Raw genomic sequence first — 23,149 nt, 5'->3', positions numbered from 1 at the left:
TTCCTCCACTCTTGAACGTCGATACGTTAATGTACGCAGCAGAGAAAAGATTGGCTACTTATGTATATCCTATTTTTCTTGAAATCTGTAAAGCGGCGTCCTTCACCTTTTCTGTTAAATAGGGCAGCCTGTCTTCTGTAAATCTCGCTTCAAAGCCTGCAATGCTAATGCCGGCTGCCACCTGGCGCTTATGGTTAAAGATCGGGGCGCCGATCGCAGCCGTATAGTTTTCGAGCTCTGAATAGCTGACAGTATAGCCATTTTGCACAGAGGCATCAATCTCCTGAAGCAGTTTTTCGGGATCGGTAATCGTTCCGGAGCCAATCGAAATGAGCTCGGTTTGTTTGATGTATGCTTCGATTTCTTCACGGGGAAGAAAGGACAGAATGCTTCTGGCGCACGCTCCCGCGTATAGGGGGGAACGCCTGCCGATCGCCGTATACAGCCGCACAGTCTGTGTCCCTTCTATTTTCTCAACGTATATCGCTTCATTGCCGTCCCTCATGATCAACTGCACGGCCTCATCCACTTCCCGGCACAGCTCTTCCATCACCGGTTTCGCTATTTTTCTGATATCCAGCCTGTCAGCGACAAGCTGTCCGAATTCCAAAAACACCAATCCCAGCGAATAAGCGCCGGACGCATCCCGACTGAGGAACCCCATTTCCTCCAAGGAGCTGACCATCCGGTGAACAGAGGTCTTCGGCATTCCCGTCAGCGACACCAGTTCACTTAAGGTTAGGCTTGGTTTATGCAAAAACAAATTAAGCAGCGCCATAGATTTGACTACGGTTTTATTTTTATTCTGCATCATTCATCCCCTTTGCTATGTCAGCCATTCCATCTTCATTCTCGTTTTCAGTTCTTTTATATGCTGTTCCCGTTCTACCGCAAGCGCTTCTGCCTCCTGGAGGGACACAGGCTCAAACTGAACGTGCTCGCCCGGCATGATTTGGGAAACAATCGGAAGATCAGCGGATATGATGTGCGCGATCCTCGGATAGCCGCCAGTCGTCTGCCGGTCTGCAAGCAGGATAATCGGGTTGCCGTCAGGCGGCACCTGAACTGTTCCGAATGAAACCGCTTCCGACACCATCTCAAGCGGGGCCTTCAGTTCGAGCGGTTCTCCTTTGAGCCTGTAGCCCATACGGTCGGACTGCGGCGTGACACGAAATGCTTCTTCATAAAAACGCGTTTTTGATTCTTCTGTGAAAAAGGCAAATTGCTTTCCTTCCAGCACCCGAATGACGGGATTCTTCTTCAATGGCAGAAATCTGCCGCGGCTGACTGACCACTTCGGTGCTGCAAATCCCTGTTTTCCAAGCTGCGAACTTAAGCGGGAAAGGATGGTTTGCGAAAGAGCTGACATCTCTCCAATGTTCAGTTCATCTTCTTTTTGAAGCGCTCTGCCATGAAGTCCGCCAATGCTTCCTCTGACGTATGTGCTTTTACTTTCCATGACGGCAGGCACCTCAATGCCGCCAGCTGCCGCCAAATAAGCACGGCTGCCGAGTTTGCAGGGGCCAAAGCTGACCGTGCTGTTTTCCTTGATGAGCACAGGCTTCCATAAAGGCGCTTCCTCGTCATTAATACGCAGCGTGAAGTCCGCCCCTGTCACAGCAATCAGTGTCTGTTTTGAAAAATGAAACGACGGACCGGGCCCCATCATCGTTATTTCGAGACCTGCTTCATTTTCGCCGTTTCCTATCAACAGATTGGCAATGCGCAGTGAAACCGTGTCCATAGCGCCGCTGGCCAGAACGCCGTATTTTTGGTAACCCGTTCTGCCTATATCCTGAACCGTTGTGAGCAGTCCGGGCTTTAATACTTTCATGCTCAATTGAACTCCTCCTTATAGGCGTGATAGTCTTTTTCTGAGATGCGAACGAATTTCACAATATCTCCCGCCCGCAGCAATGTCGGCGGGTTTTCCTGCGGCCGGAAAAGAGCCAGCGGCGTTTTGCCGATCAGCTGCCAGCCGCCCGGCGTTGAAATCGGATAAACGCCTGTCTGCAATCCCGCAATACCGACCGAACCTGCGGGAATCGACGGTCTTGGTGATGATTTTCTCGGAGCTGCAATGCGTTTTGACATCCCGCCTAGAAAAGGAAAACCGGGCGCGAAGCCAAGCATATATACCACATATTCACCGTTTGTATGAATGTCGATTACTTCCTCCGGTGACAGCTGATTGACCTTCGCCACCTCTTCTAAATCCGGACCGAATTCACCGCCATAGCAGACGGGAATTTCTACAATGCGGCGGTTGACCTCATAGTCTTCGGCTATTTCTACCAGCCGCTCTTCGACATCGCGCTTGACCTTCTCAAAAGGTGAGCTTATGCCTTGAGGCAAATGCTTATACACTTCATACATATCATAAAATACGGTTAGACTTGTAAAAGCCGGGATACATTCAATGAATCCCGGAAATGGCTGTTCTTCTATATAAGCGGCCGCGGCATGGACAATGCCGTTAACCTGTTCATTGATTTCTTCTCCGAATCGGATCATCATTGCAGAATCACCGAGCTGTTCGATTTGATATCGTACAGTCATCTTTCTCACCTCTTTTATTTCTGGTTCATCAGGATGACGAGAGGTTACAGCACCGCAAGCGACTCGTCTCGAATATCTGTGATGAGCATATGCCCCGGCGCATGTGTGATGACCATTTCAGGCTTTACATTCATAGCCACGGCTTGCGGGGTCACCCCGCATGCCCAAAAAACAGGAACCTCGCCGTCACGAATGGAAACGGCATCTCCGAAATCCGGTTTCCCGAGATCGCGAATCCCGATTGCTCCCGGATTACCGATATGGATCGGCCCTCCGTGCACAGCCGGAAAACGCGAGGTCACTTGTGCGGCACGTACAGCCAGCCGTTCAGGAACCGGCCTCATGCTGACAACCATCTGTCCGTGAAACGCCCCCGCCGGAACACAATCGATATTCGTTTTATACATCGAGACGTTTGTCCCCTCATCAATATGCCGGACAGCTATCCCATTATTGATTAGTGCCTGTTCAAAGGAGAAACTGCATCCGATCAGAAAGCCGACAAAATCGTCCTCCCAGTATGGCGTAATATCAGATACTTCTTCCGTTAGGATACCGTGCCTGTAAATACGGTATTTCGGAAAGTCCGTTCTGATATCAGCATCCGGCGCAGCCAGAGACGGCACAGGCGAACCTGCTTCAGTCACATCCAGCACGGGGCAGGGCTTTTGATTTCGCTGGCAAAACAGCAGAAAATCAAACGCAAGGTCCTTTTTCAAAACCACAAGATTCGCTTGGGCGTAGCCGCCGGACATGCCTGCGGTCGGCCCGTTTATTTTCCCCTCTCGTATCAGGGCACGTACATCCTTTGGCGCCATTTTGTTTAATTGCTCCACTTATATCAGCTCCACAATTGAGGAAGTTGTGTAATTAACGTGTAGATTCCCATAACTGCCATTACAATCACTACAAGCGCGCCTGTGCTTGTCAGCCAAAGCGGATGCTTATAATCACCGACAATGTTTTTCTTGTAGGCGGCAACAAGCAGCGTTCCGAGCGCAATCGGCAGAATTAAGCCGTTCAGTGAACCGACAAGGACGAGGATCTTCGCAGGCTGGCCGATTGTGACAAAAGCTAACGTAGAAACCACAATAAATCCGATAATAATACCGCGTGAATTCTTTTCAATTTTTGGAGAAAAGGTCTTGAAAAATGAAACAGATGTATAGGCTGCTCCAATAACAGACGTAATCGCCGCAGACCACATGATCAATCCGAAAATTTTATAACCGACATTTCCAGCAGCCAGCTTGAAGACAGAAGCCGCCGGGTTGCTTTCATCGATGTGCAGGCCTTTCGATACAACGCCTAGAACCGCAAGAAAAAGAGCGATACGCATGACAGATGTAATTAAAATGCCGACAACCGAGCTTTTTGTCACCTGCGGAATGGATTCCTTCCCTTTAATTCCGGCATCAAGCAAACGGTGTCCCCCGGCAAATGTGATATAACCGCCGACGGTTCCGCCCACTAGGGTGACAATGGCAAATATGCTGATGTGTTCCGGGACGAATGTATTTGCGACTGCCTGTCCGACCGGAGGAGCTGTCGTCGCCGCAACGTAGACCGTTAAAATAATCATCACGAACCCCGCGATTTGCGTAAAACGGTCCATCGCTTTTCCAGCTTCCTTGATGACAAAAATCAAAATGGCGATAACGGCACTGATTAAAGCGCCTGTTTCAGGTGTAATGCCGAACAGCACCTGAAGTCCCAGCCCGGCCCCTCCGATATTCCCAATATTAAAAGCTAGTCCGCCAAGCACGACAAGAATGGCGATGAAATACCCCAGTCCGGGAAGCACCATATTCGCAATTTCCTGATCTCGTTTTCCAGAAACTGCGATGATGCGCCACACATTGGTTTGGGCGAAAATATCTAAAACAATAGAAATTAAGATGACAAAACCGAAGCTTGCTGCGAGTGTGTTTGTGAATGTTGCGGTTTGGGTGAGGAAACCCGGTCCGATTGCTGATGTCGCCATTAAAAAGGCGGCGCCCATCAGCAATGACCAGCTGCCCGCTTTTTTTCCTGCTGTCTTTTTCTGCTGCTCCATCTATTGTTCCTCCTTTATGTTGACCTCTGTTCTGAAATAGCTGTCACTTCAATTCCAGCCGCTTTGAGCTGTTTTCTGATTTTTTGCGCAAATGTCAGCGCATGGGCTCCATCTCCATGAATGCAGACTGTATCTGCTTTTAATGACACATCATGTCCTTGCTGAGATTTGACCGCCCCTTCTTTCACCATTTTGATGACCTGGGTGACGGCGGCATCATCACATTCAATGAGTGCGTCCGGCTGGGAGCGCGGTGTCAGCGTGCCGTCCGATTGGTATGTTCTGTCGGCGAACACTTCATTTGCGGTCTGTAGTCCGATCCGTTCTCCCGCTTTTACGAGCTCGCTCTCAGCAAGACCGAAAAGAATCAGGCCGGGATCAACCTTATAGACAGCTTTCGCGATGGCATCCGACAGTTTTTGATCGACTGCCGCCATATTGTATAAAGCGCCATGCGGCTTGACGTGCTGCATGTGAAGTCCCTCTGCTTTTAGAAAGCCAGAGAGCGCGCCAATTTGATAAACGACAAGATCATACGCTTCCTCAGGAGAAATCGCCATATTGCGGCGCCCAAAACCGAGTAAATCCGGCAAGCCCGGATGCGCACCCATTTTCACGCCTCTTTCTGCTGCAAGCGCGACGGTTTTTCGCATAACACTAGGATCTCCTGCATGAAATCCGCATGCGATATTCGCTGATGTCACATACTCTAAAATATCTTGGTCAAGGCCTATCTTGTAGGCTCCGAAGCTTTCTCCTAAATCACAGTTTAAATCAATCTGAAACACAGAATCCCTCCTGCCAAAGCAAACGATATGCTTTATGTCATTTATTGTCCCGAAATTCGGAACGACTATTCCGAATTTTTGAACTTTATTTCATTATAAGTGAATCATATCAGTTTGTGAAATACTTTTGTCAGAAAACCTACCATGGTCCCAGAATAAAACCTGCCAAACTAAAAAAGAGAGTCCATCTTAGGACTCTCTTTTTTTATAGTACCCAATGGCGAATCGCTTTAGCGACACCATCCTCAATATTTGTATCCGTGATATAATCAGCCGTTTCTTTTACGATGTCTTGCGCATTGCCCATTGCGACGCCAAGACCCGCTTCTTTGATCATCGCAATGTCATTAAGGCTGTCGCCCATCGCCATCACATTCTCCATTGTAAAGCCGAGTTTTTCCGTAACCTTGGCAAGGGCTGCAGCTTTGTTGATGCCAAGCGCGTTGACTTCAATGTTTGTCGGACTTGAATTTGTGATTTCGAGCTCTTTGTTTTTTCTCAGCTCCTCAAGCACTTCGTTTCGGATATCGTCATCCTCGATGTCAAAGCCGAATTTGAGCCATTCATGATCCGTTATGTTTTCCGGAAACTCGCCTCTCCATACTTTATTCACCGTAGAAGCCCAGAAATTAGTGTTGTGCTTATTCCGCAAATCCCACATCATTTGAATATGGTCCGTATGAAGCAGCTTCCGTTCCACCAAATTAAAATTCGAATCCCAAATTTCACTGCCGTTTGCCGTGATTAGAAAGGATGACAGCTTTAGCGATTCCGCCAGCTCCCTGCACGTCATCAGCGTCCGGCCCGTGCTGATCACCACATACACACCTTTATCCTCCGCTTCACGAATGGCTTTGCGGTTTTCATCCGAGATCAGCTGCTCGTCGTTCAGCAGTGTACCATCCATATCAATTGCGATCAGCTTGATATCTACATCTTCTCTTTGAACAGACATATATGTACCTCTCTTTATCTTTTTGTTGTGCTTCTCTCTATTCTAATACATTATACCCAGCGGGACAAAAAAGCGATTTCCTATGTTTGAGGAGAACGGATAAGAGGAAAACAAACGGTGAGGTGATCAAACATGACAGAAAGAAAACAGCAAAACAAACCAAATGAAAACCCCGAGCACAACGACTTAACCGATCCGATTCCTAATGAAGAGCTGAAGGAAAATATGAATGATGAAAAACACAAACGCCAGCAAAGAGATAACTCTCAAAGCGAACGGGATTACGACACAAAATAGAACCCCTCACAAAATGTTGTGAAGGGTTTTTTTCATTTTTCAATATAGATGCCGATTTCAGCTTCAGCAACAGGCTGCTCTCCAACTGATGCCTTGGCATGTCCGAACACAAACCCGCGCCGATTGCGCGTGACTTCAAACGTAAGATCAAGCCGGTCACCAGGCACAGCTTCTCCCAGCTTTTCCGCTTTCTTCACCGAAGACAATAATCCCAAGCTGTTCTCATCTGTAATTCCTGTAAAAGCCGCGGTTTGCGCAAGCGCTTCAATTACAAGTGAAAACGGCATTTCTGTTTGCGTATCAGTGATAAACCAGTCGTTCACACTAATCAGCTTATAAGCTGCCGCATGTTTGCCGGGCTCGCTATCCGTCACGCCATCAATAAACAAAAATGGATAGCGGTGAGGCAAAGATAATGAGTTCATTTTATATCTCCTTTTTTTGACCATTATATCTCAGCCTAAAGTGAAACGATAGGATATAATGGAAAAAACACAAAAGGAGGCCGTTATGTCCCCAAAACCGCTTGTCATTCTCGTACACGAAATATACGGTGTAAACAGCCATATGAAAAAGATGGGCCGGCTGATCAAAATGGCTGGATATGATGTGTTGACGCCCAACCTGCTCGGCGAGAATGAAGTCTACACACTGCAAGAAGAAAAAACGGCATACGAACAATTTACAAAACACGAACGGCTGAAAACGGGAGAAACCATCATCCAGAATGTGATCAGGCAAAACGCCGGACGGCACATCTTTGTGATTGGATTCAGCGTGGGGGCTACTATCGCATGGAAATGCAGCAGTATGCCTGAGGTGAGCGGATCGGTTTGTTATTACGGTTCCCGGATACGCGACTCTCTTCATCACGTGCCAGCCTGCCCGGTCCTATTGTTTTTCCCTAATTATGAGCCGTCGTTTGACGTAGCGCTTCTTATCAAAAAACTGCGGGAAAAACAGCATACCCATCTTGAGATTTACCAATTCGATGCGCTTCACGGCTTCGCCAATCCTGATTCTGTTTATTTCAACAGGGCCCTTTTCTTCAAAACGCTTTCTATCATAAAAAACGGGGCGGAAAGCCGGCTCCGCACCGTTTCATCATCATTTTTTTAAACGTGCACGGCGCTTTATTATCGGTGCCGTCATGTTCCATGTTCTTTTTGCATTGCATTTTATTTTGCCTGTCTCATCTCACCGAATGGATAAAAGACGAGAGATTCAGTACCGATGATATCGTCTTCAGAAGGCATGCCCAATCCGTTTCTGCTATCCAGTGAATTGAGACGGTTATCTCCCATCACAAAATATTTACCGGAAGGAACCTCAACTTCGAAGTCACCCGTTAAGGTTACACCCGACTCTTTGACCTCCTGTTTATATTCCTTTAAGTATGGTTCTTCCACCTTTTTATCATTTATGTATAGCTGATCATTTTTCATTTTAATGCTGTCACCAGGCAAACCGATTAAACGTTTGACAAATGAGCGGCCGCTCTTTTTGTCATGAATGACTATGATGTCGCCTCTGTGAAACCCGCCAGTCCATTTGACTGCTTTATCAACCAGTATTCTTTCTGAGTCTTTAAGCGTTGGGGCCATTGATGATCCTTCAATAAGAAAAGGCTTGTAAAACACCAATCTGATCGTAAAAATGAGAGCTGCGATCATAATGATACTGAGTATAACGATCGTTTTGATTTTTCTTTTTTTCTTTAACGTGATTGTTTTTGCATTCAACTTCCTTCACCCGATGCTTTCCTAAGAATTCCAAATTATTATACAGCATTTGGATCTGCTTGGTTAGACTTTCGTGGAAATTTTCGTAAGGAAATGGACAGGCCGGGGCAGCCATCTGCCCCGGCCTGATTCATCAGAGCTTTCTTAAGCGCGAACAGATTTCATCAGTGACCTCAGCCGTTGTGCTTTGTCCCCCAATGTCGCGTGTTTTGATGCCGTCGGCAGTCACTTGCTCCATTACATCCAGAATTTTCGCCCCCAATTCTTCCTCTCCGAAGTGGTCGAGCATCAGCTTCGCTGTCCAAATCTGGCCGATCGGATTGGCAAGGCCCTGTCCGGCAATGTCAGGAGCTGAGCCGTGAACCGGTTCAAACATGGACGGATATTTGCCGGATGGATTGATGTTCGCAGAAGGCGCAATGCCGATGCTTCCCATCAGGCTTGAGCTGATGTCGGTTAAAATATCACCGAACAAGTTGCTCGCCACAATGACATCAAACGTTTCCGGACGCGTCACAAAAAAAGCGGCCAGCGCATCAATATGCTGAGATGATGTTTCGATTCCGCTATAATCAGCGGCTGTCTGCTGAAAGACTTCATCCCAAAACGGCATCGCGTGATAAATGCCGTTAGACTTTGTGGCGCTTGTCACATGGCTGCGCCGTTTTTTCGCCAATTCGAAGGCAAAGCGCATGACACGTTCTGTCGCTTTTCTCGTAAACACGGCATTCTGGATGGCGATTTCATCATCGCCTCTGTGAATGCGCCCGCCAACTTCACTGTATTCACCTTCACTGTTCTCGCGAATCACCACGAAGTCAAAATCATTTGGATGCAGAAGCGGCGACGTAATGCCTGCCATTTGTTTGGCGGGTCTCATATTAATGGAAAGCTCAAGCTCCCTCCGGATTTTCAGCAGCAGCCCCCATAACGATATATGATCGGGAACCAGCTTCGGATTTCCGACAGCTCCCAAAAAAACTGCTTCAAATTGAGTAAGCGTATGTATTCCATCTTCGGGCATCATTTTGCCGTGCTCCAAGTAATAATCACAGCTCCATGGAAAAGCTGTGAATGAGAATGACAAACCTCCGTGTACCTCAGCCGCTGTATGAAGCACTTTCTCAGCAGCCGCTACAACCTCTTTTCCTACTCCGTCTCCCGGTATTGCCGCAATCTCGAATTGTTTCATCGTCATTCTCCTCCCCCTGTTTTCGTAAGCGCTTTCTATTATACTAGATTGCGAGATAGTAAAAAAAGCCCGTGACATTGTGTCACGGGTGATCGGTTATTGATTAAGTTTCTTTAAAATGATGGCGTGCAACGGTTCATGGGACTGAATGCCGCACACCTCTTGAAGTACGCCGCTGTATCCTTTTTCTTCGATCAGCGCTTGCAGTTCAACCGCTTCAGGGTCACCGGTGAAATCGAAGCGCAGTGCTGCGGCAATTCCTTCCGCCAGTGCATTCGGTTCTTTTATTTTCTTTGCCGGGCCTACAAGTCTATCATTTTCTCCCAGTTTTCTGAGAGGTGACCTCGCTACGCGGGTCACATCGTCCGAAATGAAAGGATTTTCAAAGCGACCGATGATTTTTTTGATATATTGCTCGTGTTCAGTTTGCTTAAAGCCATACAATTTGACGAGATAGTCACCAGTTTCAAGCAGCGCCGAATGAACAACACGGCGGATTTCCGGATGATCGATTGCTTCTTTGACCGTCTTGAGTCCGCGCTGATAGCCGACATACGCTGTCACCGCGTGTCCGGTATTGACCGTAAACAGCTTCCGTTCGATGTACGGCGTTAAATCATCAACAAACAGTGCGCCGTTTATGACTGGTGTTTTCCCTTTAAAGCCTGATTCATCAATGACCCATTCGAAAAATGGTTCAACCGATACTTTCAGCGGGTCTTCATGATGCTGAATCGGGACGATCCGGTCAACGGCAGAATTCGGAAAACCTACCGTTTCACTGACGGATTTCTGCTCTGCTTCCGTTAAATGGCTGTATATCTCTTTCTTTAAGAAGCAGCTTCCGCCAATCATATTTTCGCAGGCAATGATATTCAGTGTGTTTGCAGTGTTTCTCCGTCTTAAACCTTCTGCGATAGATGGAGCAATCAGCTTCAGCACATTCGGGCCGACAGCTGTTGTGATGAGCGCCGCCTCATTCATCAGCCGGTACAGCTCTTCGGGCTGACTGCCGCTGTTAATCGCGCTGACCGGGCCAATGACCTCTGATGAACGTCCCTCTTCTGCCAGTTCTACTGTGTATTCTTTTTTTTCGTTGAGGAGGCTGACCATCGTGTCGTTTACATCCGCAAACACCACATCATAGCCGGAGTGGTGAAGAAGCGCGCCGATAAACCCTCTCCCAATATTCCCCGCACCGAAATGTAAGGCGATCATGTCAGTTCACCTCGTTGAAAATGGCAATCAAATCTTCTTCGTTTTTAGCGGAGATCAGGCGTTCAATGTTTTCTTCTTCTGAACAGATAATGGCGATGTTAGACAAAATGTCTAAATGCTCATTATTTTTACCCGCAATGCCGAATACCACTTTTGCCGTGTTGCCTTCTCCGTACTCAACGCCCTCTGGAATCTGTATGATTGAAATTCCAGAGTGAAGCACCTCGCTTTTCGCTTCTTCTGTGCCGTGTGGAATGGCAATGAAATTCCCCATAAACGTAGAAGACGTTTCTTCACGTTCAAACATTTTGCTAATGTAATCCTCTGTCACGTAGCCGTTGTCAATCAGCGTCTGGCCTGCCAATTTGATAGCCTCTTCTTTTGATGATACCGTTTGATTGAGTTTAATGTTTTCCTTTGCGAGTACTTGCATGACAATCACTCTCTTTCTATAAGATTACTTTTTCAGCTTTTCAATCAGCTCGTCGTATTTCGGGCTGTTTAAGAAGTTATCCACTGATATGTGCGTCGCGTTCGGCAGCTTTGCTTTCGCGCGGTCTGTTAAATCTTTGTGGGTGATGACAATATCCGCATCGCTTGGCAGATTGTTAATGGCCGTGTTGGTCACACTGATGTCAAGCTCCGCTTTTTTCACTTTGTTTCTTAAGATGGATGCCCCCATGGCACTTGATCCCATTCCCGCATCACACGCAAAGATAATTTTGTTCACGCTTTCAGGAGACAGCTCAGACGCTTCTTCTGCTTTGGCTTGTTCCGCCTCTAAAGCAGCTGCTGCTTGGCTTTTCTTCCCCTTCATGGACTGCATTTTTTCTGTTGCGGCAGCCAGGTCTTCTTCACTAGCTTTTGAGGATTTCAGGATCACTGCTGAAACGATGAACGATACAGCTGCAGCGACCAATACGCCCGCCAATACCCCGAAATAGCCTCCTCTTGGCGTCATTGCCATCAATGCGATAATGCTTCCCGGTGACGCTGCCGCGACAAGTCCGGCATTAAAGATCGTAAACGTTAAGAGTCCGCTTGCTCCGCCGGCAATGGCTGCGAGAATCAGGGCCGGTTTCATCAGAATGTACGGGAAGTAAATCTCGTGAATCCCGCCGAAGAAATGGATGATCGCCGCACCGGGAGCCGTTGATTTTGAAGATCCTTTGCCAAAGAACATGTACGCCAGCAAAATGCCGAGCCCCGGTCCAGGGTTTGCTTCTACTAAAAACAGAATTGATTTTCCTGTTTGAGATGCTTGCTCGATTCCGATCGGGCTTAAGATTCCGTGGTTAATGGCGTTGTTGAGGAACAACACTTTCGCCGGTTCTACAAAAACACTGGCTACCGGCAGTAAATTAGCGTGTACAATGACTTCCACACCAGCCGCCAGCAATTTATTTAGCGTCAGGACAACCGGGCCGATGGCGTAAAACGCGAGAATCGTTAAAGCCGCGCCGACAATCCCTGCCGTAAAGTTGTTGATCAGCATTTCAAAGCCTTGTTTGACTTTATCCTTGAATAATTTATCAGTCTGTTTAATGAGGTATCCGCCAAGCGGACCCATAATCATTGCGCCTAAAAACATTGGAATATCCGATCCGACAATCACCCCAATTGCCGCTGTCGCTCCGACAACTCCGCCGCGGTGGTCGTAGATCATTTTTCCGCCTGTATACGCTATCAAAAGCGGCAATAAATACGTAATCATCGGGCTGACCAGCGTGTTCAGCTGTTCATTCGGAAACCATCCTGCCGGAATAAACAGCGCGGTAATGATACCCCACGCGATAAACGCGCCGATATTCGGCATGATCATTCCGCTCAAATAACTCCCAAAGCGTTGCACTTTCACTTTCATGCCGCCTTGCTGCTGTTCTTGCTGCTGCATATATAAACCCTCCCTGTTTTGTTTGTCGCTGTAAGATACAAAAATATGTTCAGAGAATGATGCTTCCCTTTGACTCTATGTTAAAACGCTTACAGTCCCTATACAATTGAAAGTAAAGAGGACTTTGGCACATGACTGTGACAATTTTTTAAAAATAAAAAGGCTCCTGGTTTCAGGAGCCTTTTCTCTTTCCTCTATAAATGATGTTGCCATTTTGAATCACGTACTTTGCAATCATCCGCTCACTCACAATAAAAACGGGATACGCGCACACAAGCGCAAATACAGCCATCGGCACGTGCTGTACAGCTGGCAGCACTGAGCCTGCCGCATTGCGGAGGAGCATCAAAAGATAAATAAGCAGCACGATGGCCGCTAATGATACCAGCATAATCGGAGCTGAAACTTTATATTCATAAAGCCGTTCCCGGCAGTGGCCGCAGCGAAATTGACAAGGCACATTTGATGATCTGACCATATCGCCTGTCAAAGGTTTGCCGCAGTTCGGGCATGGTGTTTCTTTCATAGGGTATTCCTCACTTTCTATTCCATCTGTCTATTATACCAGAGTCCCTTCTGTTTCGTTTTGTTGCTGTTCAACACATTTTCACATTTTTTATCATCCACTTACTTGTCTCCGTCTCTAAAATCCTCTACGCTTAAATAGATCTTAATGAAGAGGGTGTATGAATGCTTCCGATTAATAGACAGCAACACATACTGAAGTGGCTGAAAGAAGAAGGCTCGCTTAGAATTTCTGACATCAGCGCAAGGTTCGGCGTTTCGGAAATGACGGTATATAGAGATGTCAATCAGCTGGTTCAGTCAAATCAGGTCATTAAAACGGCCGGCGGCATCACGCTCCCCGTCCGAACACCTCAAACAGATCATATGTGCAGCTATTGCTTGAAGCCCGTCAATCAAGCTCATTCGGTTCAGCTGATTACGGTAAACCAAGACATTGAACAGCTATGCTGCGCACATTGCGCGTTTTTGCGTTACGCGGATAAAACGGAAGAGGTTTCACACTTGATTTGCAGAGATTTTCTGTTACAGACAACCGTCAGTGCCGGTTCGGCTTATTTCGTCGTAAATGCTGAATTAAACCTGCACTGCTGCCAGCCGCAGGCCATTCCGTTTGCGACACTTGACCATGCCGAACGATTTCAAAAAGGATTCGGCGGAGCCGTCTGCACTTTCGACCAAGCGCTGGAAGACATGCTTCAAGACCGAAAGAAACGCTGCACCTGCACCAAGAAATAACACAACACATACAGCGGAAGGTGGTGTCTGAGTGATGAAGCGAAACAGATGGTGGATCATCCTTCTGCTTTTTCTTGTTTTCCTGCCGAAAACAAGCTTTGCTCACGCCTATATTGTCAAATCTTCACCTGGGGAAAACAGCGAATTAAAAAGCGCCCCTGCGCAGGTGGAAATCGAATTTAATGAACCGGTTGAAGAAGGGTTTCATTACATTAAAGTCTATAATTCAAACGGCGACCGTGTGGATACGGACAAGACTGAAATCAAAAAAGATAATCATCACATCATGACAGTGAAGCTGAAGAAGAATCTGCCTAAAGATGTGTACAGAGCGGAATGGAATGCCGTATCCGCGGATGGACATCCTGTTTCCGGCGTCATTCCGTTCAGTATCGGGAAAGCGGATGGCGGATTCAGCAGCCAAAAAGCAGCCGATTCAGCGCTGAATCCGGGAACAGCAGCAGATCGCGCGATTCTGTATACAGCCTTATCTCTGTTTATCGGAACGGTTTTCTTCCATCTTTTCTGGTATAAAGGGAAATCAGAACAGCTCGTCAAACGGACGAGACGTATCCTGACCGGCTCGATCGCAGCATTGGGGCTGGCGCTTTTGCTTCAGCTTCCGATTCAGACAAAAGCGAACGCAGGCGGCGGCTGGGGCAGCGCATTCCAGCCGGGCTACATCAGAGAAACACTGTTTGAGACAGCAGGCGGCTCCATTTGGATCATACAGGCTGCGCTGTTCGTGCTGCTCGCACTGTCTGTCATCCCTGCGATACGGAAAAACCGCTTTTCATCCTTTGGCTATTGGACAGCGCCGCTCATTTTCTTTTTCGGTCTCCTGCTTGCCAAGGCGTTTACCGGGCATGCTGCTGTCGTTGAAGAAAAAACGGTCGGCATTTTGATGGATTTCCTTCATTTAACTTCCGCTTCCATCTGGGTCGGCGGAATAGCGGCACTCGTTTTGCTGCTCTCAAAAGAATGGAGGCAGCCTGACAAAACGCTCGCGTGGGAGACGGTCAGACGGTTCTCCCCATGGGCGCTCACTGCAGTCGGCGTCATTTTGTTTTCAGGCTTGCTCAATGGATTTTTCATCATTCGTTCAATGGATTCACTGTTCCATACAGCGTACGGACAAGCTCTTTTAGTGAAAAGCGGGCTGTTTGTTTTCATGCTGGTCTTAGGCGCAATTCATTTTCTGCTTACCAGAAAGCAGCGCCGCACAGGAATCAGCCGAACGTTGAAAGCGGAGTGGGCAATCGGCATCGCTGTATTGATCACAGCGGCCGTGTTTACAAGCCTGCCAAGCCCGCCTGAGCCAGCGCCGGAACCGTTCTACCAAACCAAAGCGATAGAGAACGGACAAAGCGTTTCTCTCAGCATCAGCCCAAACCAGCCTGGAAAAAATGTTTTTGAGCTGCGGGTCACCGACCATAACGGTGATCCCGTGAAAAACATCCAGCAAATCACGTTAACCGTTTATAAAACAGGCCTGTCAGGCAGCGAAAACAAAAGCACCTTTACATTAAAAGAAAAAACAAAAGGCGTCTTCCAAGATCAAAACCTGTCGATTAATGAAAAAGGAAACTGGAAGATCAAAGTCCACGGCCTGACCGGCGACTTTAACGAAATCAATATCATGTTTACAAAATCCAATTAAGGAGTGTTTACGTTGTTGAAAAAAATCGCATTGACACTATGTCCGGCTATTGTCGGCTCCCTCTTATTCTTTACGGCCCCTGCCAGCGCGCATGTTTCTGTAAAACCGGCTCAGTCTGCTGCTGGCTCTTGGGAAACGTATACAATGAAGGTTCCTTCAGAGAAAAATCTGCCGACAACGAAGGTAGTCCTCAAAATGCCGAAGGATGTTGAATTCCAGCAATATGAGCCAATTCCGGGCTGGAAGGTTTCCACTCAAAAACATGATGACAAATCAGTATCCGTGACATGGGAGGCGACTGACGGAGGCATTCAGGAAGGCCAGTTCCAGCAGTTTACCTTTGTTGCCAAAAACCCTGACAAAGCGGAGGAAGCTGCTTGGGACGCATACCAATATTACAAAGACGGCAGCATTGTTGAGTGGACAGGTGACGAGGATGCCGATACACCTCATTCCATTACAAACATCACGTCTGCAAAGCAAGTGACAGATGAGCACGGCGCCACGAAAACAGAAGACGATTCCGAAAACTCAGGTTCTTCAGCTCTAGACATTACAGCGATGGTGCTGTCTGCGGCTGCCATTATTTTATCTGTAGCAGCACTTGTAAAGAAAAAGCGTGCCTAATAAAGAAAGCGATCCAGATGTCATGTCTGGGTCGCTTTTTATGTTTAACCGCGGCCTGCCTGGAATGAAGGATATTGTGTCATACCGCCGTCCGCGAATAACGTGATGCCTGTGACGTAGCTGGCTTCCTTCGAAGCAAGCCAGGCTGCTACTGCGGCGATCTCCTCCGGTTCGCCGATATATCCCATTGGAATCATGCTTTCTACATCAGCTTTCTGTTTAGGGTCAGCGAATTTTTCAGCATTGATTGGCGTGTTGATCGCACCTGGCCCAATATTATTGACGCGAATGCCCTTCGGCGCGTATTCCAACGCTAATGTTTCTGTCATCAGCTTTATCCCGCCTTTACTTGCCGCATAGTGGACAAATAACGGCCAAGGAATCACTTCGTGCACACTGGACATGTTAATGACATTTCCCTTGATATCGTTTTCTACGAAATATTTAATCGCTTCACGGCTTCCTAAAAAGGCACCCGTTAAGTTCGTGCCGATGACTTTATCCCAATCCTTGAGCGGCATTTCGTGAGATGGTACAGGATTTTCAAGACCGGCATTATTAATCATAATATCGAGTGTGCCGAACTCTTTAATTGCCGTTTGCACGATATTTTTTACATCTTCCTCTTTCGTGACATCTCCTTGGACGACAACAGCTTCACCGCCCGCCTTGATGACCTCTTCTTTTACCTCGTTCGGATCTTGTTTATTACTATAATAGTTGATAACCACTTTTGCCTGCTCCTTGCCGAAGCGAATGGCCATTGCCTTTCCGAGCCCTGAAGCAGCTCCTGTAATAGCGACGACTTTTCCTTTTAAATCCGGATACATATACATCCTCCTCCATTTGTTATGAATTTGTTTTGGCGATTCCTAAGAATACGGCGGCGGCAATTATCAGGATAATCCCGATCGCAATTGCTATTAGCTGGCGTTTCGTTTTCTTTTCACGCAGGATGAAAATACCGCCGAGCGTAGAAATGACAATTCCCATTTGTGAAAGGGAAAAGCTCGTTGCAACGCCGACTCGCGGCTGAGAAATAAACAAAAACATATTTCCGCCTGCCCAGATTAACCCTGGGAGAATATTTCTGATCGCATACTTGTTAAAGGGTTTGTGTCTATAGGTTAAAACTACCCCCCCGACCACCATGCCAATTGCCTGTGGCAGCAGCGCGGACCAGCCGGACACATTGAATAATCTAGCCACGACTACATAAACCAAATAACCAAGAGTCGAAACAAGGAGAATCAAAATGCCCTTTTTCAAATTGCTTGGCTCGCCCTCTTTTTTATCATTCTTATCTTCCAAGGACGTGAGAATGATTCCCACAATGATAAAGATCAAAGCGAGAACGCCAAGCGTAATCGCAATCGGTGTTGACCATTCGCGGAACACGATCACACCGAACAGCGAGGTGGAAACGAGCTGCATTCCTGTGGAAATTGGCATTGTTTTCGACACGCCCATCAATTGAATGCTTTTCAGCTGGTTGGCCTGTCCAAGTGACCAAAATAAGCCGGATACGATTCCAACAATAAAAATGCGAAGGGACAGAACGGGCTGAACAAAAAAGTAAATAACGATAGAAACAATGAGTGCCCCGATCGTCGTTCCCAGTGTCTGGCTGTACGGCCCGCCGCCTAATTTCACATTGAAGAGAACAATGCTCCCCCAAAACAAAGCCGGGAGAAGAGCCAATAATAAATCCATTGTTGGGGAACCTTCTTTCAAAATGTATTTGCTGTTATTTTGGCTGGAATTGTTGTGATTATTCGCCGGAACACAAAAAGAGCTGCCGGAAAATCCGGCAGCTCTCATGAGCGTGCATTCTTTTATAAACCGATGGACAAATATTTTGTTTCAAGGTACGGCTCGATACCTTCTGAACCGCCTTCACGGCCAATGCCGCTTTCTTTCATTCCGCCGAATGGCGCTTGAACCGCTGACGGTCCGCCGTCATTCCAGCCGATAATGCCATACTCTAGATTCTCGGAAATATAGATGCCGCGGCGGTAGTTTTCTGTGAAGAAGTAAGCAGCCAAGCCATACGGTGTATCGTTGGCAAGCTGAATCGCTTCATCAATATCAGAAAACGTGACGATCGGGGCGACCGGACCGAATGTTTCCTCATGCATGATGTTCATGGACGTATCGACATCGGTGAGCACTGTCGGATTCACAAAGTAGCACCCTTTGTCATCGTTTCGGTCATATGTGCCCCCAGCAATAACCTTCGCGCCTTTTTCAACCGCATCATCAATTTGGCTGACGATTTTTTCGAAGCCTCGTTTGTTGATGATCGGGCCGACATTGACGCCTTCCTCAAGTCCATTTCCGACTTTCAGCTTAGACACTTGCTCGCTCAGTTTCGCAGCAAATTCATCCTTGATGGATTCATGAACGATCAGGCGGTTGGCACATACGCAGGTTTGGCCTGCGTTTCGGTATTTGGACGCCATCGCCTGTTCAACGGCAAGGTCAATGTCTGCATCTTCATCTACGATCAGCGGGGCGTGTCCGCCGAGTTCCATTGAGACGTGCTTCACGGTGTCCGCGCTGTTTTTCATAAGGATTTTCCCTACAGGTGTTGAGCCTGTGAAGGTGATTTTGCGGATTTTCGGACTGCTTGTGAACACATTTCCGATTTCTTCTCCATCGCCGATTACAACCTGAAGAACATCCTTCGGAATGCCCGCTTCATATGCGAGGCGCGCCAGTTCATAAGCAGACAGCGGTGTGTCCGGCGCCGGCTTGATGATAAATGTACAGCCAGCGGCAAGAGCAGGCGCCGCTTTGCGTGTAATCATCGCATTCGGGAAATTCCAGGGCGTGATAGCAGCAACGGGGCCGACCGGCTGGCGTGTGACAACAATTCGTTTACCCGTTGTCGGGGCCGGGACCGTTCTTCCGTACACACGCTTCGCTTCCTCTGCGAACCATTCGATATAGCCTGCGCCGTAAAGTACCTCGCCGACTGCTTCCTGGTATGGTTTTCCGTTTTCCTTTGTAATTAAATCTGCAAGCTCTTCTTTATGTTCAACAATCAGCTCATACCATTTTTTCAAAAGAGACGCTCTTTCGTTCGCTGATGTTTTAGACCACGTTTTAAACGCTTGATGTGAACGTTCAATGGCTTCTTCTACCTCTGTGGCTGATTGCTGAGGAATCGTTTTGATCTCCTCGCCCGTAGCCGGGTTGTAGACCGTTAATTGATCTGGCATATTGAACATTCCTTTCTTTTCATGATTACTTAAAATGATAGCAGACCCAGCCGTTTTCTTTCCAATGATTAAGCTCGCAGGCCCGCCTCCAAGATGCTGAGCCCTTCATTTAAAAGGCTGTCTGAGATGACGAGCGGTGTCAAAAAGCGGATGATATTACCGTTAATTCCCGCTGTCAGCAAAAGTAATCCGTTTTGATTCGCATAGGCCGCGATCGCTGCTGCTTTTGCTTTATCAGGCTCACGCGTGTCTGGATCCTTGACGATTTCGATTGCGGCCATCGCCCCGAGTCTGCGGATGTCACCGATGAACGGGAATTCTTTTTTCCACTCATACGCCCTATCTTCAATGATTTTGCCAATTTCTTCAGATCGCTCATTCAGTCCTTCTTCTTCGATAATATCCAAGACTGCCAAAGCCGCCGCGCAGCCGAGCGGGCTGCCGGCATACGTGCCGCCCAGCTCCCCTTGCGCTGCCGCATCAAGCATTTCCGAACGCCCGATCACGCCGCTTAATGGCAGGCCTGCCGCAAGCGATTTAGAAACCGTGATCAGATCGGGCACTACATCAAAGTGCTCAATTGCGAAATAAGTGCCAGTTCTGGCAAAGCCGGTTTGGATTTCATCAGCAACAAAAACAATGCCGTGTTCTTTGCAGAATGAAGCGACGTGCTGTACGAACCGTTTCGAAGGAATAATAAACCCGCCTTCTCCCTGCACTGGCTCCATCACGACACACGCCACCGTTTCAGGCGCCACTGAAGCGATAAAGAAATCATTGAATGCTTGAATGACCATATCGTCATAGCTTTCATCACTCATGCCGGCCGGCTTCTGATAATAATAAGGGAACGGCGCTTGATAAACCTCTGGCGCAAAAGGCCCGAAACCGAATTTATAAGGTTTTACCTTGCTTGTCATGCTCATCGTCATATTCGTGCGCCCGTGAAACCCGCGTGTAAACGAGACAACGCCTTGGCGCTTTGTATACTTTCTGGCGATTTTCACAGCGTTTTCGACCGCTTCTGCCCCTGAGTTAAGAAAAATCGCTTTTTTCTCATGGCTGCCCGGTGCAATGCCACACAGTTTTTCGGCTAACTCGATATAAGTCGGGTACATCATGACATTAAAGCCAGGATGAATCAGCTCCTCCGCCTGCCGCTTCACAGCCTCAACCACCTTCGGATGCGAGTGTCCGACATTTAACGTGCCGATGGCGCCTGCAAAATCAATAAATCTCCGGCCGTCCAGATCGTACAGCTCGGCCCCTTCTCCTTTGACCGCCAGACTGCGGTTGCCGTTGCTCACACCTTTTGACACAAATTGATCCCGTTTTTGCTGCCATTGTGCAGTTGTGATGCTTGCTGTTGTTTGACTCATGTGAATATCCCCCTGTCGGTATTTTCTTATCATTCTGACTTCTCTTTGGTATGATGAAAAGTACCAATTATAACTTTTTGATGGTATCAGAAGGAGAAAATACAAATGGATATCACGATTACACTCGATCGTTCAGAACAAGCCGATTATATCTATCAGCAAATTTATCAAAAGCTGAAAAAAGAAATCCTCAGCCGCAATCTGCTGCCGCACTCGAAGGTTCCCTCCAAGCGGGAGCTGGCTGAAAATCTCAAGGTCAGCGTAAATTCAGTGAATTCAGCCTATCAGCAGCTGCTGGCTGAGGGGTATTTGTACGCCATTGAACGAAAGGGTTTCTTCGTGGAGGAACTAGACATGTTTTCCGCCGAGGAGCACCCTCCATTTGCACTGCCGGATGACCTAAAAGAGATTCACATCGACCAGAGCGATTGGATATCGTTTTCACACATGAGTTCCGATACAGACCATTTTCCGATCAAAAGCTGGTTCCGCTGCGAGCAAAAAGCGGCCTCCCGCTCATACCGCACGCTCGGCGATATGTCACATCCGCAAGGGATATATGAAGTGAGAGCGGCCATTACGAGGCTCATTTCCCTGACGAGGGGTGTAAAATGCAGGCCGGAACAAATGATCATAGGGGCAGGCACACAGGTGCTCATGCAGCTGTTGACTGAGCTTTTACCCAAGGAAGCCGTGTATGCGATGGAGGAGCCTGGCTACAGGCGCATGTATCAGCTTTTGAAGAATGCCGGAAAACAAGTAAAGACGATCATGCTGGATGAAAAAGGCATGTCGATTGCTGAAATCACCAGACAGCAGCCAGATGTGCTGGTGACCACCCCGTCGCATCAGTTTCCGTCCGGAACGATTATGCCTGTATCCAGAAGAATTCAGCTGCTGAACTGGGCAGCCGAGGAGCCGCGCCGATATATCATTGAGGACGATTATGATAGTGAATTCACATATGATGTAGACAGTATTCCGGCGCTGCAAAGCCTCGACCGTTTTCAAAATGTCATCTATATGGGAACCTTTTCAAAGTCCCTTCTCCCCGGCTTGCGGATCAGCTATATGGTGTTGCCGCCTGAGCTGTTGAGGGCATACAAACAGCGGGGCTATGATCTGCAGACTTGCTCATCACTCACACAGCTCACCCTGCAGGAATTTATCGAGTCTGGTGAATATCAGAAGCATATAAAAAAAATGAAGCAGCATTATAAAGAAAAGAGAGAACGCCTGATCACCGCTTTAGAAGCAGAGTTCAGCGGAGAGGTTACCGTAAAAGGGGCAAATGCGGGGCTGCATTTTGTTACCGAATTTGATACCAGGCGCACCGAACAAGACATCCTGTCACATGCTGCCGGGCTGCAGCTTGAAATATTCGGAATGAGCCGATTTAACTTGAAGGAAGACAAGCGGCAAACGGGCAGGCCAGCTCTCATTATTGGTTTTGCACGGCTGAAGGAAGAAGATATTCAGGAGGGTGTGCAGCGGCTTTTCAAAGCGGTTAACGGACATAAAAAAATCCCCGTTACAGGGGATTGATTCACCAGCGGTCCTGGTCTACATTCAGCACGGCTTCAAGCAGGCCCGGAAATGCCTTTTCAAGGTCTTCAGCGCGAAGCGAATAATACCGGCGCTTTCCTTCTATCCGAACTTGAGCGATGCCTGATTCTCTCAAAACTTTAAAATGATGCGACAAAGTCGATTTGGCAACCTGCACATCTGCACAGGTGCTGCACGTTTTTTCTTTTGCTTCAGCTAATTGCTTGACGAGCTCTAAACGAAGCGGATCACTAAGTGCATGAAGAACCTTTGTCAGCTGCAATGTTTCTGTTTCTGGATGGTTTGGAATGTTCATGACACAAATGTATCACACAACAATTAGAATGACAATTTTACTATTTAAGGGTTTTTCCTTTACCTCATTTAGAATACATGTTACATTTAGTTCGATGAAATTCGAACAATAAATTCGCATAACAACGGAGGAGATTTAAATGATCGTATTACAAGCTTACATCAAAGTAAAACCAGAAAAACGCGAGGAATTTTTGAGCGAGGCTCAATCACTTGTTCAGCATTCAAGAGCTGAGGAAGGCAACGCGCAATACGACCTGTTCGAAAAAGTAGGCGAAGAAAATACATTTGTCATGCTTGAAAAATGGAAAGATGAAGCGGCAATGAAATTCCATAACGAAACTGCGCATTTCCAAGGGTTTGTCGCAAAAGGAAAAGAACTGCTGAGCGCCCCTCTTGATGTTGTCCGCACAGAGCTTAGCGAGTAAAGAAAGG

At 47.5% G+C, this 23,149-nt stretch carries 26 protein-coding genes; 7 read left to right on the top strand and 19 right to left on the bottom strand.

Annotation, left to right across the window (positions count from 1 at the left end):
- Window positions 1–58: 58 nt before the first annotated feature.
- The 7 genes from MKY10_RS02340 to MKY10_RS02310 all read right to left on the bottom strand — a co-directional run bounded on the left by MKY10_RS02340 (window position 59) and on the right by MKY10_RS02310 (window position 6,358).
- The gene (locus tag MKY10_RS02340; RefSeq protein ID WP_014478857.1) at window positions 59–811 is read right to left on the bottom strand and encodes an IclR family transcriptional regulator; all 753 of its coding nucleotides are present in this window, start codon (window positions 809–811) and stop codon (window positions 59–61) included.
- Window positions 812–826: 15 nt separating this feature from the next.
- Complete coding sequence (gene pxpC / locus MKY10_RS02335) at window positions 827–1,834, bottom strand: 5-oxoprolinase subunit PxpC (RefSeq protein ID WP_003234419.1); 1,008 nt, start codon at window positions 1,832–1,834, stop codon at window positions 827–829.
- Between the two features lie 2 nt (window positions 1,835–1,836).
- Window positions 1,837–2,559, bottom strand: coding sequence for a 5-oxoprolinase subunit B (gene pxpB, locus MKY10_RS02330; protein ID WP_048654762.1), 723 nt, complete (start codon window positions 2,557–2,559; stop codon window positions 1,837–1,839).
- Window positions 2,560–2,603: 44 nt separating this feature from the next.
- Window positions 2,604–3,377 carry a putative hydro-lyase gene (locus MKY10_RS02325; protein ID WP_010886407.1) on the bottom strand — a complete coding sequence of 258 codons (774 nt, stop codon included), beginning with the start codon at window positions 3,375–3,377 and terminating at the stop codon, window positions 2,604–2,606.
- Window positions 3,378–3,400: 23 nt separating this feature from the next.
- Complete coding sequence (locus MKY10_RS02320) at window positions 3,401–4,615, bottom strand: NRAMP family divalent metal transporter (protein ID WP_339226118.1); 1,215 nt, start codon at window positions 4,613–4,615, stop codon at window positions 3,401–3,403.
- Window positions 4,616–4,629: 14 nt separating this feature from the next.
- Complete coding sequence (gene pxpA, locus MKY10_RS02315) at window positions 4,630–5,403, bottom strand: 5-oxoprolinase subunit PpxA (RefSeq protein ID WP_038427376.1); 774 nt, start codon at window positions 5,401–5,403, stop codon at window positions 4,630–4,632.
- Window positions 5,404–5,608: 205 nt separating this feature from the next.
- Window positions 5,609–6,358: a phosphoglycolate phosphatase gene (locus tag MKY10_RS02310; RefSeq protein ID WP_003234424.1), complete on the bottom strand. Its 750-nt coding sequence runs from the start codon at window positions 6,356–6,358 to the stop codon at window positions 5,609–5,611.
- 132 nt (window positions 6,359–6,490) lie between these two features.
- Between MKY10_RS02310 and MKY10_RS02305 the strand changes: the two genes are divergently transcribed.
- Window positions 6,491–6,655 carry a hypothetical protein gene (locus tag MKY10_RS02305; RefSeq protein WP_032678934.1) on the top strand — a complete coding sequence of 55 codons (165 nt, stop codon included), beginning with the start codon at window positions 6,491–6,493 and terminating at the stop codon, window positions 6,653–6,655.
- A 32-nt stretch (window positions 6,656–6,687) separates the two neighbouring features.
- Here MKY10_RS02305 and MKY10_RS02300 read toward each other — a convergent pair whose 3' ends face one another.
- Window positions 6,688–7,080, bottom strand: a complete 393-nt coding sequence (locus MKY10_RS02300; protein WP_017696166.1) for a 3-hydroxyacyl-ACP dehydratase FabZ family protein — start codon at window positions 7,078–7,080, stop codon at window positions 6,688–6,690.
- A gap of 85 nt (window positions 7,081–7,165) precedes the next feature.
- On the opposite strand from MKY10_RS02300, the gene MKY10_RS02295 reads away from it, so the two are divergent.
- Window positions 7,166–7,774, top strand: coding sequence for a dienelactone hydrolase family protein (locus tag MKY10_RS02295; RefSeq protein ID WP_029726564.1), 609 nt, complete (start codon window positions 7,166–7,168; stop codon window positions 7,772–7,774).
- A gap of 59 nt (window positions 7,775–7,833) precedes the next feature.
- On the opposite strand, the gene lepB is transcribed toward MKY10_RS02295, so the two are convergent.
- The 6 genes from lepB to MKY10_RS02265 all read right to left on the bottom strand — a co-directional run bounded on the left by lepB (window position 7,834) and on the right by MKY10_RS02265 (window position 13,227).
- Window positions 7,834–8,397, bottom strand: a complete 564-nt coding sequence (gene lepB / locus MKY10_RS02290) for a signal peptidase I (protein ID WP_029726566.1) — start codon at window positions 8,395–8,397, stop codon at window positions 7,834–7,836.
- Between the two features lie 133 nt (window positions 8,398–8,530).
- Entirely contained in the window at window positions 8,531–9,595 is a 1,065-nt protein-coding gene (locus tag MKY10_RS02285; protein ID WP_003234436.1) for a tartrate dehydrogenase, read from the bottom strand.
- A gap of 90 nt (window positions 9,596–9,685) precedes the next feature.
- The gene (locus MKY10_RS02280; protein WP_048654761.1) at window positions 9,686–10,807 is read right to left on the bottom strand and encodes a mannitol-1-phosphate 5-dehydrogenase; all 1,122 of its coding nucleotides are present in this window, start codon (window positions 10,805–10,807) and stop codon (window positions 9,686–9,688) included.
- Window position 10,808: 1 nt separating this feature from the next.
- Window positions 10,809–11,240: a PTS sugar transporter subunit IIA gene (locus tag MKY10_RS02275; RefSeq protein ID WP_024573245.1), complete on the bottom strand. Its 432-nt coding sequence runs from the start codon at window positions 11,238–11,240 to the stop codon at window positions 10,809–10,811.
- Window positions 11,241–11,264: 24 nt separating this feature from the next.
- Entirely contained in the window at window positions 11,265–12,701 is a 1,437-nt protein-coding gene (locus MKY10_RS02270; protein WP_010886406.1) for a PTS mannitol transporter subunit IICB, read from the bottom strand.
- Between the two features lie 172 nt (window positions 12,702–12,873).
- On the bottom strand, window positions 12,874–13,227 hold the full coding sequence (locus tag MKY10_RS02265; RefSeq protein ID WP_003246726.1) for a hypothetical protein: 354 nt from the start codon (window positions 13,225–13,227) through the stop codon (window positions 12,874–12,876).
- Window positions 13,228–13,391: 164 nt separating this feature from the next.
- Between MKY10_RS02265 and ycnK the strand changes: the two genes are divergently transcribed.
- From ycnK to MKY10_RS02250, 3 genes are read left to right on the top strand one after another with little or no spacing between them, the layout of a single operon-like run.
- The gene (gene ycnK, locus MKY10_RS02260) at window positions 13,392–13,964 is read left to right on the top strand and encodes a copper uptake transcriptional regulator YcnK (RefSeq protein ID WP_003246724.1); all 573 of its coding nucleotides are present in this window, start codon (window positions 13,392–13,394) and stop codon (window positions 13,962–13,964) included.
- 34 nt (window positions 13,965–13,998) lie between these two features.
- On the top strand, window positions 13,999–15,624 hold the full coding sequence (gene ycnJ / locus MKY10_RS02255; RefSeq protein WP_019712395.1) for a copper transporter YcnJ: 1,626 nt from the start codon (window positions 13,999–14,001) through the stop codon (window positions 15,622–15,624).
- Window positions 15,625–15,636: 12 nt separating this feature from the next.
- Window positions 15,637–16,251 (top strand): DUF1775 domain-containing protein, encoded by a 615-nt coding sequence (locus tag MKY10_RS02250; RefSeq protein WP_019712394.1) that lies wholly within the window; start codon window positions 15,637–15,639, stop codon window positions 16,249–16,251.
- Window positions 16,252–16,295: 44 nt separating this feature from the next.
- On the opposite strand, the gene gdh is transcribed toward MKY10_RS02250, so the two are convergent.
- The 4 genes from gdh to gabT form a co-directional block, all read right to left on the bottom strand.
- On the bottom strand, window positions 16,296–17,081 hold the full coding sequence (gdh, locus tag MKY10_RS02245; protein ID WP_003246720.1) for a glucose 1-dehydrogenase: 786 nt from the start codon (window positions 17,079–17,081) through the stop codon (window positions 16,296–16,298).
- 19 nt (window positions 17,082–17,100) lie between these two features.
- Window positions 17,101–17,964 carry a glucose uptake protein GlcU gene (gene glcU / locus MKY10_RS02240; protein WP_026009827.1) on the bottom strand — a complete coding sequence of 288 codons (864 nt, stop codon included), beginning with the start codon at window positions 17,962–17,964 and terminating at the stop codon, window positions 17,101–17,103.
- Between the two features lie 122 nt (window positions 17,965–18,086).
- Window positions 18,087–19,475, bottom strand: a complete 1,389-nt coding sequence (gene gabD, locus MKY10_RS02235) for a succinate-semialdehyde dehydrogenase (protein ID WP_015382777.1) — start codon at window positions 19,473–19,475, stop codon at window positions 18,087–18,089.
- Between the two features lie 68 nt (window positions 19,476–19,543).
- Window positions 19,544–20,854, bottom strand: a complete 1,311-nt coding sequence (gene gabT / locus MKY10_RS02230) for a 4-aminobutyrate--2-oxoglutarate transaminase (protein ID WP_019712392.1) — start codon at window positions 20,852–20,854, stop codon at window positions 19,544–19,546.
- Between the two features lie 105 nt (window positions 20,855–20,959).
- On the opposite strand from gabT, the gene gabR reads away from it, so the two are divergent.
- Window positions 20,960–22,399 carry a transcriptional regulator GabR gene (gene gabR / locus MKY10_RS02225; RefSeq protein WP_019712391.1) on the top strand — a complete coding sequence of 480 codons (1,440 nt, stop codon included), beginning with the start codon at window positions 20,960–20,962 and terminating at the stop codon, window positions 22,397–22,399.
- Window position 22,400: 1 nt separating this feature from the next.
- Here the strand turns inward: gabR and MKY10_RS02220 are convergent, their stop codons facing one another.
- The gene (locus MKY10_RS02220) at window positions 22,401–22,715 is read right to left on the bottom strand and encodes a metalloregulator ArsR/SmtB family transcription factor (protein WP_003234476.1); all 315 of its coding nucleotides are present in this window, start codon (window positions 22,713–22,715) and stop codon (window positions 22,401–22,403) included.
- Window positions 22,716–22,854: 139 nt separating this feature from the next.
- On the opposite strand from MKY10_RS02220, the gene MKY10_RS02215 reads away from it, so the two are divergent.
- On the top strand, window positions 22,855–23,142 hold the full coding sequence (locus MKY10_RS02215) for a putative quinol monooxygenase (RefSeq protein WP_003234477.1): 288 nt from the start codon (window positions 22,855–22,857) through the stop codon (window positions 23,140–23,142).
- Window positions 23,143–23,149: the final 7 nt, after the last annotated feature.

The sequence above is a fragment of the Bacillus sp. FSL P4-0290 genome (assembly GCF_037975435.1).
GTDB lineage: Bacteria > Bacillota > Bacilli > Bacillales > Bacillaceae > Bacillus > Bacillus subtilis.
This window is presented reverse-complemented; position numbering and strand designations above follow the sequence as displayed.